This is a genomic window from Vibrio sp. 947 (assembly GCF_033339115.1).
GTDB classification, from domain to species: Bacteria; Pseudomonadota; Gammaproteobacteria; order Enterobacterales; family Vibrionaceae; genus Vibrio; species Vibrio alginolyticus.
On sequence record NZ_JAWOTX010000018.1, the window covers coordinates 58,263 to 78,616 of the forward strand.

The following is a 20,354-nucleotide window of genomic DNA, read 5'->3' on the forward strand; positions in this document are numbered from 1 at the left end:
CCATCACCTCTCATCGAATGCGTCTTCGATAGCCGACATAACCGGCTTCGCTGCGTATTCGATCACCCGGCGTGAACCTGTTTTCACGTCTGCGGTAAACTCCATATAAGGGGACAGCTTGTATTGTGTGCCTCCGCGCTCTAGATAGTTTTGACTGATTTGGATTTCCGCGAGATAGAATTCAGCGTCTTCTTCTTCATAAGAAGAACGGCTGATCGATGCAATTCGACCTTCCAAAAATCCGTATTTGGCAAAGTTGTAGGTATCCATCTTCACTTTGACCGCTTGTCCGATTTCTACAAAACCCATGTCTTTACGCGGGATCTTCGCCTCTCCGTGAAGGGCGTTATTGATCGGTGCAATGTCCGCGATGCTTTCACCTGGCGGTATCACAGCGGAGCGGAAGTTGAAGTGCACTTTATCTACTACACCGTCAATAGGGGCGTAAACCACGAGGCGATCCACTTTATCTGAGTGTTGAGGACGTAATATACGTTTCAACTTTAAGTCCTTGTTTGCTTGAATGATTTGTGCTTGATACTCGGTATTACGATTCTCCACCAAGTCTCGGTACTGCTTCTCTAGTTTGTCGAGTTGGAAGCGCTCATTCATGACCGACTCATCAAGGTTTTCTATCTCACGCACCATGTTTGACTCTTGAACCTGCATATTCAGAACATCGACGTAAGACGCCATTTCCTCTTTGTACAAGGTGTTCTTAATATTGAGCTGCTTGCGTATTAAGGAGAGCTGGTTATCGGAGCTTTTACGGCGCTTGAGCATTGAATCAATAAGCGAATTCTTATGTTGGATATCGTGAGTGATCAACTCTTCATTGGAACGGTTTTTAGAAAATTCTTGCTGCCAGGTATTCATGTTGACTTGCACTAATTCTGGGTACTTTTCGATGTAGGCAGAAAAATCGGGTTCCACCATATCGCGCAGGCTTTCGTAACGAATCTTGTCTAGCTCAAGCTGAATGATCTCTGTGTTTACCGTATCAAGTTGAGTGTTTCTATCCAGAGAGCGAAGGCGTGCAATAGGCTGACCTTCATAAACCACTTCGCCTTTGCGCACTAGCATTTCTTCTAGAATACCGCCTTCAAGGTGTTGCACTTTTTCGATGTCAGATTCGAGCAATAGCTCACCGCGCACCGACACCACAATGTCGATACGAGCCTGAGATGCCACGGCGATAGCCACCATGGAAAGCAAAAAGATAACCAGCAAGGTTTTGTGTACGCTGGTCATTGCACTGGCTAGCACGATTGTATCGTCTGCTGTTACCTTCGACGCTTCGTTGTTCGAAACAAGCGCCTTTTTGAGGTGATGTTCTATTTGCTTATTACTCATGAGCCACCCCTACGATTCACTACCTGTGCGGCTATCGATTGAATTTTCGATTTTTAACAGCTGGCTAATTTGTTTGTTTACGTTGTTAAGCTCGGTTTTAACGTCCTCGATCAATTCATTAGGAGCAGGGAAATGGTGTTTGTTTAAGTGTTCAAGCTTTGCCAATTTTGGTGGTAAGTCGTCATCACATAACAAGACGAGAATGGTCTTTAGCCTTTTTGAATAACATCTGAGTGCTTCAAAACGGTTTTGTTTATGCAGCATCTCAATATCAATCCCTGCATCACTGAAATCTTGGTAAAAATCGCCTAATAGCAATTGCAGCCCCTTATGGCTGTTGTCGACTGAGCGCAACAGATTTGTCATATTTATCATTATCCCACCGCACTAATTGCTTTAATGACAACAAGTAAGGATCTTTATACTGGGTTTTCAAATTTTTTTGTTTTTATGGAACTCGAAAGGTATGAAAAAAGTTGTATAAAAAAGTTGGTTTCTAAAAATGGTGTCCTTTACTGCCTCTAAATACGATCAGTTAGCTAAAAAGCAACGGAGGCTGTAATGGCAGGCGACACTAATCAAGAAAAAGACAATGAAAAGCTTAACGATGCGGTAGAGCAAACAGAAACGAAGGATACGGGGAAAAAAGAAGAAAAACAGCAGTCGACCGTCTCTTCGACTGTAGCGACTGGTGCTGAAAGTGCAGATGCTGTTGATGAAGCCAATCGTGCGATGGAAGAAAATCCTAGTGGCGCGGGTACGGAAGAAGAAGCAGTGAGCTCGGGTGGCGCAGTTCAAGAAGAGGATACTGAAAGTAGCAGCGACTCTGACGCTGCACAATCCAATGTTGTTGATAGTGTAGCTTCTAGCGGAGAATCAGGTGACCAGACTCTGGGCAGCGGTGGTTCGGATTCTGGGGCGGGTGCCCAAGCGGTCGGTGGTGGTGATGCCTCTGGCTCTGAAGGTGGTTCGGACGCAGAAGGCAATGAAGCGCAAGGACAAGCGGTACAAACTTCATCTGCGCCAAGTGCTTCTTCAGACTCTGAAGGTTCTCAAGGTGGTGACGAGCTAGATTCAGAAACCACTGAAGAGAGCTTCGCGGTGGATGTACAAGACACCAGCGAAGAAACCACGACGCAAGTAGAAGACGATTTCGACTCCGAAACTACGAGCGAGACGTTCCAGATTAAAGTCGAAGGTGAAAATGACGCGCCAGAAGTAGGGCAAGATCTGGCATACATCATGGATGAAGATGGCACTATTACCTTCACTCAAGAACAACTTCTCGGGTACGCGAGTGATGTTGATGGCGATGATCTTGCCGCATTTAACGTGCAAGTGGGTGCTAATGCATCAGTTGTCGATAATGGTGACGGCACGTTCACCGTGGTTCCAGACGCTGATTTCAATGGTGAACTCGACTTAACGTTTGATATCAGTGATGGTCAAGAAACCGTTTCAAGTTCTATCGATTTAACCGTTCGTCCAATCAATGACGCACCAGTGCCTGAAGATAAAACCTTTGAGGTGGAAGAGGACGGAACTCTGATCTTCACCGATGCTGACCTGCTTGCTGGCGCAACGGATATTGAAGGCGACAACCTAACCGTTGAAGGCGTGAGCTACGATGGTGGCGACGGCATCCTGACCGACAACGGCAATGGGACTTACACTTTTGCGCCAAATGAAAACTTCAATGGCGATGTGAACTTCAGCTTTGATGTGTCCGACGGTACGGATACGGTTTCTGCCAACATTGATGTAAGCGTCACACCAGTCGATGACGCACCAGTATCTGGCAATCTTGCTTACTCGGTGGATGAAGATGGCTCGATTCGTTTGAGCCAAGAGCAGTTGTTGTCGCAAGCTTCCGATGTGGAAGGCGATGCACTGACGGCGTCTAACCTTTCGGTAGATGGCAATGCGACGGTGACTCAAAATGACGATGGTAGCTTCACCATCACGCCGGACGCAGATTTCAACGGTGATATCGACATCAGCTTCGATATTTCCGATGGCACGAACACCGTTCAAGCAACCGCTGATCTAACCGTTAACCCAATAAACGATTTGCCGGTTCCTCAAGACCAGCAGTTCAGCGTGGAAGAAGACGGCACGCTGATCTTTACGGACGCTGACCTGCTTGCTGGCGCAACGGATATTGAGGGCGATAACCTAACAGTTGAAGGTGTGAGTTACGATGGTGGCGACGGCATCCTGATCGACAACGGTAATGGGACTTACACTTTTGCGCCAAATGAAAACTTCAATGGTGATGTGAACTTCAGCTTTGATGTGTCCGACGGCACAGATACGGTTTCTGCCAACATTGATGTAAGCGTTACACCTGTCGATGATGCGCCAGTATCAGGCAATCTTGCTTACTCGGTGGATGAAGATGGCTCGATTCGTTTGAGCCAAGAGCAGTTGTTGTCACAAGCTTCCGATGTGGAAGGCGATGCACTGACGGCGTCTAACCTTTCAGTAGATGGCAATGCGACGGTGACTCAAAACGACGATGGCAGCTTCACTATTACGCCAGACGCAGATTTCAATGGTGATATCGACATCAGCTTCGATATCTCAGATGGCACGAATACCGTTCAAGCAACCGCTGACCTAACCGTTAACCCAATCAACGATCTGCCTGTTCCTCAAGACCAACAATTCAGTGTGGAAGAGGACGGCACACTGCAATTTACTGATGCGGATCTGCTTGCAGGTGCTACCGATATTGAAGGCGATGACCTTTCTGTAACGGGAATCAGCTATGAAGGCACCGACGGCGTTCTAACTGACAATGGCGATGGCACGTATAGCTTTGCGCCAAATGAGAACTTCAATGGCGATGTAAACTTCAGTTTCGACGTATCTGATGGCACAGATACGGTTTCAGCGAATGTAGATGTGAGCGTCACGCCGGTGAATGATCCTCCGGTGGCTGGTTCAACGTCTTACACAGTTCACGAAGACAACTCTATTACCATTTCTGACGCGCAACTGTTGGCAAACTCTTCGGATTTAGAAGGGGATGTCTCGATTGATAGCGTGAGCTACTCTGGCAGCGATGGTGTGTTGCAAATCAATGGTGACGGTACGTACACCTTCTCTCCAAATGAAAACTTTAATGGTGAAGTGACGCTTGATGTCGTCGTCGCTGATGAAGAAGGCGCAACGGATGCCACCACTGCTGGTATTACGGTGCTGGAAGTGAACGATCCACCAGTCGCTGGACCAACTTCTTACACAATTGATGAAGATTCAGTTCTGACCTTCAGTGAGTCGCAAGTGCTGTTGAATGCCTCTGATGTGGAAAGCGATGTAGAGCTTGTTGGCATTAGTTACGATGGTCCGGATGGCATTTTCACCGTTAACGATGATGGCACGTGCAGCTTCGCGCCAAACGAGAACTTTAACGGACAAGTTCAGCTTGATGTGACCATTCGAGATGAAGATGGTGCAGAAGTTGATACCGTCATCAATGTGAATGTATTGCCAATCAATGATGCGCCAGTATCGGGTGATTTGGCTTACAGCGTTGATGAAGACGGTGCGATTACACTCAGCCAAGAACAGCTTCTTTCTCAAGCGTCTGATATTGAGGGCGATGACCTGACTGCTAGCGATTTGACTGTCGATGGAAACGCAACCGTCACAGCGAACGACGATGGCAGCTTCACGATTACGCCAGATGCGGACTTTAATGGTGACATTGATATCCAATTCAACATTACAGATGGCACAGACACTATCCAAGCAACGGCGGATCTAACGGTTAATCCGGTTAACGATCTTCCTGTTCCTCAAGACCAGCAGTTCAGTGTTGAAGAAGACGGCACACTGCAGTTTACCGACGCGGACCTACTTGCTGGCGCGACCGATATCGATGGCGACAACTTAACGGTTGATGGCATTAGTTACACAGGCAGCGATGGTGTGCTGACTGACCACGGCGATGGTACTTACACCTTTGCTCCAAATGAAAACTTTAACGGCGACGTCAGCTTTAGCTTTGGTGTTTCTGACGGTACTGAAACCGTACCTGCCAATGTGGACGTGAGCGTCACTCCAGTGAACGATCCTCCGGTTGCTGGTTCAACGTCTTACACGGTTGATGAAGATAATGCGATTACCATTTCTGACGAGCAGCTTCTGGCTAACTCTTCGGATGTGGAAGGTGCGGTGTCTATCGATAGCGTGACTTATTCAGGCACCGATGGCGTATTCCAAGACAACGGTGACGGCACTTACACCTTCATGCCGAATGAGAACTTCAGCGGTGATATCAGCCTTGATGTGATTGTGGCGGATGAGCAAGGTGCGATTGACGAAACGACCGCAGGCATTACGGTCATTGAAGTGAATGACCCTCCAGTTGCCGGTCCAACGTCTTACACGGTTGACGAAGATTCAGTACTGACATTCAGTGAGTCACAAATTCTTGCCAACGCATCTGATATCGAGGGTGATGTAGAGCTTGTTGGCATCAGCTATGAAGGCTCGGATGGTATCTTTACCGTCAATGGCGATGGTACTTGTAGCTTTGCGCCAAACGAGAACTTCAATGGTCAAGTTCAGTTGGATGTGACCATTCAAGATGAGAATGGGGCAACCGTTGATACGCACATCAATGTTGATGTATTACCAATCAACGATCCACCAGTATCGGGCGATTTGGCTTACACCATCAACGAAGACAGCTCAATTACGCTAAGCCAAGAGCAGTTGCTTGCCAAAGCGGGCGATATTGATAGTGAGAACCTTGAAGCCATCAATCTATCGACAGATGACAACGCGACAATTCAATACAACGATGATGGCAGCTACACCATCACACCGGATGAAAACTACAACGGCGATCTAGACCTGACCTTCGATATCATTGATAACGATGGTGGCTCGGTACAAGTTGGTCTGGATATTACGGTTAATCCTGTGAATGACTTGCCACAAGCGCAAGATCAACAGTTCACGGTAGAAGAAGATGGCACCTTGCTGTTCACGGATGCAGACCTATTGGAAGGCGCATCGGATATTGATGGCGATGATCTGTCTATCGAAAACGTTATCTACACAGGTGCCGATGGTGTTCTTACCGACAATGGCGATGGCACTTACAGCTTCGCGCCGAATGAGAACTTCAACGGTGATGTTCAGTTCACATTCGATGTGTCTGACGGCACAGGTTCAACACCAGCATTCATTGATGTCAGCGTGACACCAGTGAACGATCCACCGGTTGCCGGTTCTACGTCTTACACGGTTCAAGAAGACGGTCAAATCACCATTAGTGACGAGCAGTTGTTAGCTAACTCTTCTGATGTGGAAGGCGATGTAGCCTTGGCGAATGTTAGCTACTCTGGTAACGACGGTAGCTTCGTGGACAATGGCGACGGCACATATACCTTCACGCCAAATGAGAACTTTGACGGTAACATTTCTCTCGACGTTACGGTTATCGACCAAGATGGTGCAACGGATACAACAACCGCAGGCATCGATGTTATCGCGGTGAATGACGCACCAGAAACGTCAGGCATTCAAGCGGAGGTGGATGAAGATAACGCCATCACCATCACGCAAGAACAATTGCTTGCGAATGCGACAGACATTGAAGGTGATGACCTTGTTGCCAGCAATCTACAAACCAATGACCCGGATGCGACGATCGTAGCCAACGACGATGGTTCATTCACCATTACGCATACGGAAAACTTCAATGGTGAGTTGGACTTCACTTACAACATCAGCGATGGCGAAAATGATGTTCTGACCACGTTGGATCTGACCGTTAATCCTGTCAACGATGCGCCAGAAGCGGGCGACGAAATCTTTATTCAAGCGGAAGAAGACCAAACCGTGGGTGTTTCTCTGCGTGAAGAGCCTGCGTTACGTCTCGACCAAGCCCCTGAAAACGGCATCATTGAAGCGAATCTAAATGACGAATGGGTACAGCTAGAAGTCGGGCAGGAGGTTCCTGCAGATACGGAAGTGCGCTTCATTCCAAATGATGATGCGTTGGCGAACGGTACGCATACCACTCAAATCGGTACCTTTGATGACAATGCAAGTGTTGATGATTGGGGTGATGAAATTGACCCATATACTCGCCAGTTCACTGATGGTGATTTGACCGTCACGGTGCAGAGTAATGATGATCCGCTTGGTGCGTGGAATGGTAACACACACATTGGGCATGGTATTGGCGATACTGACCGCCAAGGCTTGAGTGGTGATGAAAAACTAACTGTGACCGTTGAAGGTCAAGACATCAACGAAATCAGCTTCCACCTAGATGGTCTAGGCGGCTGGTTTATGGAAGAGTCTCGCCACTTTACCGAAGTCGAAATTCGCGCATTCAACTCTGATGGTGACTTGATCGACTCGATGACTTACCACAAAGAAGATCGTGGTAGCTATGAGACGGATTACACCCTAACGGTGAACGAGCCAGTGTCTTACTTTGAGTTAGGAACGATTCAAGGTAACGGTACTTACGTGGTTCAAAACATGACGGTTTCGCAAACTTGTCATGATGAAGCGGTGTTCACATCTATTGGCGTGGACGGCACGGAAATCACTGAAACGGTAGAACTGAATATCCGTGAAGGTGACAGTGAAATCGAACTGACCGCTGACCTGCCAAATGTGACCATCGATACCGAAGGTTCTACGCAGTTTGCCTCTGTGGTAATCACAGAAGAACAGCTTTTAGCACAAGCGAGTGATATCGATAGCGATGTTCTTGATATTCAAAACCTAGAGCTGGTGGGGGATAACGCGGAGCACGCTACGTTAACCGACAACGGCGATGGTACATGGACAGTCACACCAGATGAGAACTTCTACGGTGAGATTGAGCTGGGTTACCAAGTTACGGATGGTGAACTCACTGACGACAACATCATCAACATCAACTTCGAAGCAGTAAACGATGCGCCAATCGTTTCTGGTCCGATTGTATTGTCGACTGATGAGGATGTAGGCATTACGTTTAGCGCGGACGACCTGCTTGCGAATGCAAGTGATGTAGAAGGCGATGCGCTGTCTATCTCTGATATCTCTTACAGCGGTGATAACGGTGAGCTTGTCGACAATGGCGACGGCACTTACACCTTTATGCCGAATGAAAACTTCAATGGTGAAGTCGACATTGACTACAAAGTCTTCGATGGCACCGATGAAGTCGATACCCATCTAGATCTGACCGTTATTCCGGTCAACGATGTGCCAGTCCCTGGTGCACCGCTGCATACTCAAATGCTAGAAAACGGCACCATCATCATCGAAGCAAAAGACCTGTTATCAGGTGCGACCGATGTGGATGGCGACATTCTGCATATCGAGAACCTGCTGCTTGTTGACCAGTCACAAGGTACGTTGACAGACAACGGCGACAACACCTTTACCTTCGAGCCAACTTCGAACTTCTACGGTGAAGTGAACCTGACCTTCGACATCAGCGATGGTCAAGCAAGTGTACCAAGCACTGCGAAGATCGATGTTGAGATCGTCAACGAAGGTCCAGAGGTCAGCGGTCCTGTTGATGCGGTCGTCGATGAAGATGGCTCAATTACCATCACTCAAGAAGACTTGTTGGCGAACGCGACGGACGTGGATGGTGACAACCTTGAAGCGGTGAACCTGTCGACCAACGATCCTAATGCAACCATCGTTGAGAACGCTGATGGTAGCTTCACGATTACGCCGAGTGAAAACTTCTTTGGTGAAATCGAATTTACTTATGACGTAACTGACGCGATCGAAACCGTCGCCGCGGATCTAAACCTCACCGTTAACCCAGTGAACGACCTGCCAGATGTACCTGATTTGTCCTTCACCACAGAAGACGGTGAAGCTATCACGATTACTGAAGCAGAGCTGCTGGCTCAAGCGACGGACATCGAAGGCGATGATCTGTCTGTTGTTAACGTGACGAGTTTAAGCGATACGGTTCAAGTAACAGACAATGGCGATGGCACTTACACGTTAACGCCAGAGCAGGGCTTCTTTGGTAATGTTGACCTCACGTTTGATGTGAGTGATGGCACCGATGTGGTGGCGGCAAACATCGACTTGAAAGTTGAGTTCGTCAACGACGCACCAGAAGCAGCACCAATCGTGGCAGACGTGGACGAGGATGGCTCTATCCTCGTGACACAAGAAATGCTGCTTGAGAACGCCAGCGATCAAGATGGTGATGACCTATACGCAACGGCACTAGAAACCAATGATCCGAATGCCTCTATCGTGGACAACGGAGACGGCACCTTTACCGTTACGCCTTCACAGCACTTCAACGGAGACATCGAGTTTACTTATGAAGTGAGCGACGGCGAATTGAGTGTTGCCAATGAAATGACATTGACGGTGAACCCAGTCAATGACATTCCAATTGTTGCGCCTGGCATGTACCACATTGAAGAGGATGGCAGTATCCTGTTCACGCAAGAAGATCTTCTAAGTGGCGCGATTGATATTGATGGTGATGACCTCACCGTTACCAGCATTAACTACTCGGGTGATGAAGGTACTGTAACGGACAACGGTGACGGTACATTTAGCTTCGTACCAGAAGAGCACTTCAGTGGTGACTTGCAGTTCAGCTTTACGGTTTCTGACGGTACTGATGAAGTTGAGCAAGACATTAATGTCCATATCGAAGCCGTAGCAGATGCGCCAGACCTAGTCATCACTGATGGCGACGGTCGAAACGTGGATGACCAAGCGATCTTGGTTGAGCCAGGCGGTATTGTTGAAGTGAACATCGCCGCAGCATTGGTTGACCAAGACTTGTCAGAAACGCTGACTGTGACCGTGGATGGTGTTCCAGAAGGTTCGGTGATCAGCTACGACAACGAAGGGGTACTTAACGATCAAGACAACGGTATCACCAGTTTTAACGATACTGAAATCACGGTTACCTTTGAAGGTGAAACCGCGGGTTACCAAAACGCAGCTGGCTATTACAAAGTTGATGAAGACGGCAATATCACGGGCGTTGAAGTGGTGTACGAAAACGCCTCTCAAGTTGGCGGAGGCGGTGACCTAGTTCCGGGACAAGATCAGTTCAGTTTCCAAATCTCGGAAGGCGAAAGCTTCAACCTATTCTTGATTCCTAACGGTCATAACTTTAATGACTTTGCATCAATGCAAGATGGTCAATATGAGTTCCGTGCAGCAGATGGCTCTCCTGCGAACATGGATACGGTCGACCCACAACTCGTGTTTGTTGGCGCTGATGGTTCTGAAACCGTGATTCAAAGCCAATTTGGTGATGCAGTCTTCCATGGCGGCACAAGCTCAGAGCTCAACCAAGATGGCATTGAACATACTCGAACTACTGTGAACGAAGACGGTGAACTGGTTTACGGCTTTGAAGATCTCTACGGTGGCGGCGATGCCGATTATAGTGACTTCAACTTCACCATTGATGTTGGTGAAGTGAACAGCCAGATCTACAGCGGTGAAGTAACAGTAGGTCCAGATGGTTCTGTAACGCTTCCAACCACAGCAATTGAACAAGAGCTACAGATTCAATTGCCAGAAGACTTTAACCAACAGCTAGAAATCAATGTAACGGCAACGGCGACAGAGCTATCAAATAATGATTCTGAAACCGTTTCTCAAACCATCTACGTCAATGCAACGGGTGCTCACATTGAACATACGCCTGAAGCATTGCCTGTTTCTGCTGTGGTTGAAGAAGATGGTTCAATCCTAATCACGCAAGAAGATTTGCTCGCTAATGCGCGTGACTTGGATGGAGACCAGCTGACAGCACTGAACTTGGCAACGGATGATGAAAACATCACCATCACAGACAATGGTGACGGTACTTACACCTTAACGCCAGATGCGGACTTTAATGGTGACATCACCTTTACGTTCGATGTGTCTGACGGCGATGATGTTGTCTCAACCAACCTTGAGTTATTGGTGTCACCAGTTAACGATGCGCCTGAACCACAAGATCAAGCGTTCACCATTGGTGAAGATGGTGTGCTGACCTTTACTGATGCGGATCTCCTAACAGGCGCTACCGATATTGAAGGGGATGACTTATCTGTTGAGGGCGTCACTTACACAGGCGCGGACGGTGTTCTTACTGACAATGGTGATGGCACATATAGCTTCGCACCAAACGAGAACTTCAATGGCGACGTGAACTTCACTTTCGATGTTTCCGATGGCACGGATACCGTGACGGCGAATATCGACGTAAGCGTGACGCCGGAGAACGATCCACCGGTTGCAGGCAGCACGGCTTACACCGTTCATGAAGACAATTCGATTACCATTAGTAACGAACAGCTGTTGGCTAACTCGTCTGATATAGAAGGCGAAGTGGCGATTGATAGCGTGAGCTACAGCGGTAACGATGGCGTGCTGGAAATCAACGGTGATGGTACGTACACCTTCTCACCAAACGAAAATTTCAGCGGCGAGGTGAGCCTAGATGTTGTCGTTGTCGATGAAGATGGTGCAACGGACTCGACCACTGCTGGCATTACTGTGATTGAGGTAAATGACCCACCAATCGCAGGTCCTACCGCATACACTATCGATGAAGACCAAGTTCTAACCTTTAGTGAATCGCAAGTGCTACTGAATGCTTCGGATGTTGAAGGGGATGTCGAGCTAGTTGGCATCAGCTACGACGGTCCAGATGGTATCTTCTCAGTAAACGGTGATGGAACTTGTAGTTTTGCACCGAATGAAAACTTCAACGGTCAAGTGCAGTTGGATGTGACCATTCGCGATGAAGACGGCGCAGAGGTCGATACTTACATCACAGTCGATGTCTTACCAATCAATGATGCACCAGTATCGGGTAACTTGGCTTACAGTGTCGACGAAGACAACTCAATCACGCTAAGCCAAGAACAATTGTTGGCACAAGCAACGGATGTAGAAGGTGATGCACTAACTGCATCTAACCTAGTGGTTGACGGTGATGCGACGGTTACGGCTAATGACGATGGTAGCTTTACCATTACGCCTGACGCGAACTTCAATGGCGACATTGATATCACGTTCGATATCAACGATGGCAGCGATACTATTGTTGCAACGGCGGACCTAACGGTTAACCCAGTTAATGACTTGCCGCAGCCGGAAGATCAAGCGTTCACCATTGGTGAAGATGGCGTGTTGACCTTCACTGATCAAGACCTGCTTGATGGTGCAACCGATATCGATGGCGATGACCTATCGGTAGAAGGTGTCACATACACTGGCGCGGACGGTGTCCTAACTGACAATGGCGATGGCACATACAGCTTCGCTCCAAACGAAAACTTCAATGGCGACGTAAACTTTACCTTCGATGTTTCCGATGGCACGGACACCGTGACCGCGAATATCGATGTGAGTGTGACGCCAGAGAACGATCCACCGGTGGCAGGCAGCACGTCTTACACAGTGCATGAAGATAACTCGATCACCATCAGTGATGAACAGCTACTAGCGAACTCATCGGATATTGAAGGTGATGTATCGATTGATAGCGTGAGCTATAGCGGTAACGATGGTGTGCTGGAGATCAACGGTGATGGCACGTACACCTTCTCGCCAAACGAGAACTTCAATGGCGAAGTGAGCCTAGATGTTGTCGTGGTCGACGAAGATGGCGCGACGGATTCAACTACCGCAGGTATCACGGTACTTGAGGTGAACGATCCGCCAATCGCAGGTCCAACTGCGTACACCATCGATGAAGACCAAGTTCTAACGTTCAGTGAATCACAAGTGCTTCTGAATGCTTCGGATGTCGAAGGGGATGTTGAGCTTGTAAGCATCAGCTACGACGGTCCAGATGGCATCTTCTCAGTAAATGGCGATGGCACTTGTAGCTTCGCACCGAATGAGAACTTCAATGGTCAAGTGTCGTTGGACGTGACTATTCGTGATGAAGATGGCGCAGAAGTCGACACCTATATCACAGTGGATGTATTGCCAATCAACGACGCGCCAGTATCGGGTAACTTGGCTTACAACGTAGATGAAGATAACACCATTACATTGAGCCAAGAGCAATTGTTGTCTCAAGCGAGCGATGTGGACGGCGATGACCTTGTTGCTGAAAACTTGCTTGTAGATGGTAATGCGACAGTGACTGCTAACGACGATGGCAGCTTCACCATCACGCCTGATGCGAACTTCAATGGTGACATTGATATCGCGTTTGATGTCAGTGATGGTTCTGACACCTTGGTCGCGACGGCAGATCTAACGGTTAATCCAGTTAACGACCTACCACAACCAGAAGATCAAGCGTTCACCATTGGTGAAGATGGCGTCTTGTTGTTCACTGATGAAGATCTGCTTGATGGCGCAACAGATATCGATGGCGATGACCTATCGGTTGAAGGCGTGAGCTACACAGGTGCTGATGGTGTCCTAACCGACAATGGTGATGGCACTTACAGCTTCGCGCCAAACGAAAACTTCAATGGCGATGTGAACTTTACCTTCGATGTTTCTGATGGCACGGATACCGTGACCGCAAATATCGATGTAAGCGTGACGCCAGAGAACGATCCACCGGTAGCAGGCAGCACGTCTTACACGGTGCATGAGGACAGTTCGATCACCATCAGCGATGAGCAGTTACTAGCGAATTCGTCGGATATTGAAGGCGATGTTTCGGTTGATAGCGTGAGCTACAGTGGCGCAGATGGCGTGTTCCAAGACAATGGCGATGGTACTTACACCTTCTCGCCAAACGAGAACTTCAATGGTGAAGTCAGCCTAGATGTTGTCGTGGTAGATGAAGATGGTGCGACGGATTCAACCACCGCAGGTATTACAGTACTTGAGGTAAATGATCCACCAATTGCCGGCGCAACTAGCTACTCAGTGAACGAAGACGAAGTCATCACCATTAGCTCTGAGCAGTTATTGGCGAATGCTTCGGATGTTGAAGGTGATGTCGCGATTGATAGCGTCAGCTACAGCGGCGTCGATGGTATCTTTACCGATAACGACGACGGTACATTCAGCTTCGCACCAAACGAAAACTTCAACGGTGATGTCAGCCTAGATGTGGTCGTGACCGATGAAGACGGTGCAACGGTAGCAACCAATGCAAACATTGATGTATTGCCAGTCAACGATGCTCCGGTATCAGGTGATTTGGCATACAGCGTGGATGAAGATGGTTCTATCACTCTCAGCCAAGAGCAGCTTCTTGCTCAAGCTGGCGACGTGGATGGTGATGACCTAACGGCATCCAACCTGACTGTTGACGGTAATGCGACCGTTGTTGCAAACGATGACGGCAGCTTCACTATCACACCAAATGCGGACTTCAATGGCGACATTGACCTGAGCTTCGACATTACGGACGGCGATGCAACCATTCAAGCGACTGCCGATCTGACTGTGAATCCAGTAAACGACCTACCAACGGTTGGTCAGCCACAGTTCGTCACGCAAGAAGACACCAGCTTCACCTTTACCGAAGAGCAACTGCTGCAAAATGCAGGTGATATCGATGGTGATAACCTAACGGTTGAAAATGTTGCTTCTGACAGCGGTACTTTGGTTGATAACGGTGACGGCACGTACACCTTTGCACCGAATGAAAACTTCGATGGCAATGTGAACGTGACGTTTGATGTCAACGATGGCACTGCAACGGTTCCTGCTGAAGCGAACATTGATGTTCAATCTGTGGTTGATATGCCAGAGCTGTCGATTGCGTCAGACTTGGTGATTGCTTCTGATAACTTCGAGTCTGGCTCGAACGGTTGGAACGCGAACACAGAGAGTTCACAAGGCTTCGAAACGGGCGACATGCTGGGTCGTATTGGTGGTACTGGCGGTGATGAAGCGGTCAGCAAAACCTACGATATTCCAAGTGATGTTAATGAAGTGAATATATCGTTTAGCTTCTACGAAATCGATTCATGGGATGGCGAGTCGTTCCAAATCTTTGTCGACGGTGAACAGCTAACCACCTTGGAAAACTCCGCGTTCCGTACTCAAGATGGTACGACAACGCTTTACGATTCTGACGGTAACGAAGTGGGTGAAGTTATCCACGGAGCCTCTCAACGTGAAGGCTTTAGTGGTTGGAATGACCAAGCTCACCTAATCAATCTGACGGTTCCTGTCGAGGATGGTGAATTGCAACTGGGCTTCGGTTCAACCTTGAATCAGTCAACTTGGGATGAATCATTCGGCATCGACAACATCGAAATCACGGTAGCAGACGCGGATTACCAAATCATTGGTACCGAAGATACACCAGTGCCGCTTGATATCGATGCAGCGTTAACCGATACCGATGGCTCAGAAAACCTCTCTATCTTGATTGAAGATGTGCCAGAAGGCAGCTCACTATCAGCAGGTGTTGATAATGGCGACGGCACTTGGTCACTACAACCAGGCGAGCTAGAAGGGCTGGAGTTTATTCCTTCTGCGGACTTCAACGGCGATGTGACGCTAACTGTGAACGCAACCTCTACGGACGTAGATACAGGTACAACAGCAACAGCAACGCAAGATGTGACGATTCATATCTCGCCAACCAATGATGCACCAGAAGTGACGGGTGATATCACTGCGGTAACTGCCGAAGACAACAGCATTACGCTGACTCAAGAGCAGTTACTTGAACACGCTGTTGATATCGATGGTGATGACCTAAGTGCAATCAACCTGAGCACCAATGATGAAAATGCAACGGTTGAAATGAACGAGGATGGCAGCTTCACCATTACTCCAAGCGAGAACTTCTACGGCGACATTGAGTTTAGTTACGATGTCACGGATGGCGAAGAAGTGGTTGCGGCTGGTCTCGACTTAACAGTAACACCAGTCAATGACGCTCCAGAGCCACAAGATCAAGCGTTCACTGTGGGTGAGGACGGTCTTCTTACCTTTACAGATGCAGACTTGCTAACAGGCGCGACGGATGTAGAAGGTGACAACCTAACAGTTGAAGGCGTGACTTACACAGGTGCAGACGGTGTCCTAACCGATAATGGTGATGGCACTTACAGCTTCGCACCGAACGAGAACTTCAACGGTGACGTGAACTTCACGGTTGATGTATCAGACGGGACGGATACGACCTCTGCCAACATTGATGTGAGTGTGACGCCAGAGAACGATCCTCCGGTTGCGGGCAGCACGTCTTACACAGTACATGAAGACAACTCGATCACCATCAGTGACGAGCAACTACTGGCTAATTCGTCGGATATTGAAGGCGACGTAGACATCAGTAGTGTGACTTACAGTGGCAACGATGGCGTCTTCCAAGACAATGGCGATGGTACGTACACCTTCTCTCCAAACGAGAACTTCAATGGCGAGGTCAGCCTAGACGTTGTAGTTGTCGATGAAGAGGGTGCGACAGACTCAACCACTGCGGGTATCACAGTACTTGAGGTGAACGATCCACCAATCGCAGGTGCGACAAGTTACTCTGTTAATGAAGACGAAGTCATTATCTTTACGGAAGAGCAACTGCTAGCGCAGTCAAGTGACGTGGAAGGCGACGTTAGCCTAGAAAGCGTCTCTTACAGTGGTAGCGACGGCATTCTAACGGCGAATGACGATGGCACTTACAGCTTCGCACCAAATGAAAACTTCAACGGTGGCGTAAGCCTAGACGTAGTCATCGCTGATGAAGACGGTGCAACTGCGACAACCAACGCGAACATTGATGTATTGCCAGTCAACGATGCTCCGGTATCTGGCGACTTGGCTTACAGCGTCGATGAAGACGGTTCAATCACATTGAGTCAAGAGCAGTTACTGGCTCAAGCGGGTGACGTCGACAGCGATAATCTAGAAGCAGTGAACTTAACCGCGGTAGCCAATGCAACCGTTGTTGAGAACCAAGATGGTAGCTTTACGATTACGCCTGATGCGAACTTCAATGGCGATATAGACCTAAGTTTCGACTTGATTGATAACGATGGTGCAAGCGTGGAAGTGGGCGTTGACCTAACGGTGAACCCAATTAACGATGCGCCGCAATCAACGCCAGTGAATATTGCTGGCACCGAAGATACCACCATTCTTATCACGCAGGACATGTTGCTTGCTAACGCGACAGACATCGATAACACCTACGACGAACTGTCTGCTGTCGACTTAGTGATTGATGAGCAATACGGTGACTTGCTAGACAACGGTGATGGTACTTGGTCATTCACTCCGGCTGAGAACTTCAATGGTGATGTGCCAATGTCGTTCGGCGTCAGCGATGGTGATTTAGTTACGCCGGTTGAAGGCAATCTAAACGTCGAAGCGGTTAACGATGCACCAGAAGCGCCAACCATCCAGATGCAAGGCGAAGAAGATGTGGTCATGGTGATTGACCCAGCTTACATCGCTGATCAAGTTACGGATCTTGATGGTGACGAAATCAGCGTAGAAAGCATCACGGTTCGTGCTCCTGCAAACGCGACATTAACTCAGCAACCAGATGGTATGTACCACTTGGTGACCACTCAAGACTTTAATGGTTTGGTGGAACTGGGCTACACCGCGACGGATGGTGAAGAAGTGGTTGAAGGCTCGTTGAATGTGGATGTTATTCCAGTCAACGATGCACCATTTAATGTGGGTAATGCCTTTATGGCAACCGACGAGGATGGCGCATTCACCTTCGATGCTGGCGACCTGATGAACTTGTTCGGCGATATCGACACTGAAAACCTAGTCGTATCACGCATTATCACCGCAGAAGGTGAAGATGGTGGTGACGTAACAGACAACGGTGACGGTACTTGGACATTCACACCGACTGGCGATTTTGCAGGGGTTTCTGACTTGCAAGTCGTGGTAAGTGACGGTGAGTTTGAGACGGTACTTGATGTACCAGTGTTTGTTCGCCCTGTTGCGGATGGCGCAGTCATCACAACCGACCATGATGGTCCGTTAGTCTTCGGTGAGGACGAAACAGGTCACCTAGGCTTGAATGTCGGTCTAATCGACGATTCAGAAACGTTAAGTAACCTAGTGATGACTGGTTTCCCTGTTGGCTTCGAAGTTACGGATGGTGTGAACACCATTACCATTACGGAACCGGGTCAATACATCGATTTGAACGAGTGGGATATTTCAGACCTGCAAATGACGCCTCCGGCTGACTTTAATGGCGAGTTCTTCGTAACCGTGACCGCAACAACGGTGGATTATGGTGACGAGCCAGAAGAGTTCGAAGATGGCATCGATTCAGGTGACTTCGAAACCCTAGCGGGTGAGCCAGTTATACTAACCGCAGATGACCTAATCGGATTGGCAGAGAATGTGGACGCTGACGCGGGTGATGAAGTGAAATTCGTTCACCTAGCTGATCGCAGCCAAGGTGAAATTGTCGATAACGGTGATGGCACATGGACATTCAATCCAGCACCTGGCTTTACTGGTGAAGCGGATATCGCTTACGTGATTGATAAAGACGGTGTGCTGCATGATGAGCAAACAGGTGTGGTCGTGAAAGAAGATGCACCACAAGAGAATGCTTCTCCAGAAATCGACAGCATTTCTACCACAGAAATGGCGGCGGATGGCACCTTGTCGTTCACCAATGATGACATGCTATCGACCTTGAGCGATGTAGAAGGCGACAGCTTGAGCATTGAGTCAGTGAGCCTAATGGAAGGTCAAGGTGTGATAGAGACCGATAACCAAGGTAACTACCAATTCACACCAGCAGAAGGCTACACCGGAGATGTTCAAGTTGGCTTTATTGCAACTGACGGTGAAAACCGCATTGAGAGCTTCTTTAATGTCGACATCCAAGGTGAGGGTGAAACCACAACTAGCGAAGGCTACGCACTGGCTGATAATGGTTCACTAACCCTAACGGAAGCACAGTTGATTGATGAGCTTGGCATTAGCCCTTCAGCAGAAGTGTTGGATGTAGCCGATGCAAACGATGCTGGTTTCTTCGCGAAATCAGGTGATGAAGAGTGGACATACTGGCCGAACGATGACTTCGATGGCAATTTGGCTATGGATATTCAGGTCAACGACAATGGTGAAGTATCGACTCAGAATCTGAGCATCCAAGTTGCGGACGATTCAGCGCAAAGCGACGAGCCACAAATCCAAACTGCTCAAGCATCATCAGAGCAGCAAGTCGGCGAAGCGCAACAGCCTGAAGAGCAAGCAGCAAACGGTGCAGACAGTGAAGAGGAGAGCGCAGCTGATGTGACTGCAGCACCAGGCGATACCATTTCTATCTCGGTTCCAGATGAGGTCAGTGGTAACGAATCGGTGGATTATGCAGAAATGTCCGGTCTACCTGATGGTGCATCAGTAAGCAACGCACTGGATAATGGCGATGGCAGCTTCACATTAAGTGGCAACCTGAACCAACCAGTTTCGGTTGACTTACCAGAAGGTTACGAAGGTACGAGCGAAATCCAATTCCAAGGTTACGACGAATTGGGCAGCGCAGTAGAAGGTGCGAGTGGCACAGTTGAAGTTGAAGTCGATGATCAATACACCATGCAAGGTTCTGCTCAAGATCAGCAACCAGATATGGCGGGTATGGAATCTGGCGGCAGCGACTGGACAAGTGCGGGAGGTCAAGATCAAGGTGTTGACTTCACGGATGACTCTGGCAGCTTCGACTCGGATACTCAAACGGGTACTGACCAAGGCAACGATTTCGATCAAAGCTCAATGTAACCAGTCCTAGACAAGGGCAGTGTCATTGCTGCCCGAACCAAAGCCATGCAGAGCCTACTTTGCATGGCTTTTTTGTTGGGCTTCTTTCTATGAGCTGTAGAAAAAAACTTGGAAATTGAAAAAAGTATTCTTAGCTAGTTTATACCCAAGTAACCTCGAGATGTTAGGTTCAGCGAGAATGGCTTGGTTTGTAGACGCGGCGGCGATTTAAAGGTCTAGTGGGTCTAAATCAAGAATCGACAACAAAGTATACAAACCAAGACAGCTCGCCCTTCGGGAGCGTGTCATTGACTCGGTTTCTGTGTCAAACAACTTGGAAAGAGCTGACTATTACGCTG

Annotated in this window: 3 protein-coding genes; 1 reads left to right on the top strand and 2 read right to left on the bottom strand. The window is 48.4% G+C overall.

Features of this window, described 5'->3' with window-relative positions; genetic code table 11:
* Window positions 1–3 precede the first annotated feature (3 nt).
* Both R7Q39_RS20300 and R7Q39_RS20305 read right to left on the bottom strand, forming a co-directional pair.
* A complete protein-coding gene (locus R7Q39_RS20300) occupies window positions 4–1,353 on the bottom strand; it encodes an HlyD family type I secretion periplasmic adaptor subunit (RefSeq protein ID WP_318076718.1) in 1,350 nt (449 codons plus the stop codon).
* A 9-nt stretch (window positions 1,354–1,362) separates the two neighbouring features.
* Window positions 1,363–1,731: a hypothetical protein gene (locus tag R7Q39_RS20305; protein ID WP_031777210.1), complete on the bottom strand. Its 369-nt coding sequence runs from the start codon at window positions 1,729–1,731 to the stop codon at window positions 1,363–1,365.
* 183 nt (window positions 1,732–1,914) lie between these two features.
* Between R7Q39_RS20305 and R7Q39_RS20310 the strand changes: the two genes are divergently transcribed.
* Complete coding sequence (locus R7Q39_RS20310; RefSeq protein ID WP_318076719.1) at window positions 1,915–20,016, top strand: tandem-95 repeat protein; 18,102 nt, start codon at window positions 1,915–1,917, stop codon at window positions 20,014–20,016.
* Window positions 20,017–20,354: the final 338 nt, after the last annotated feature.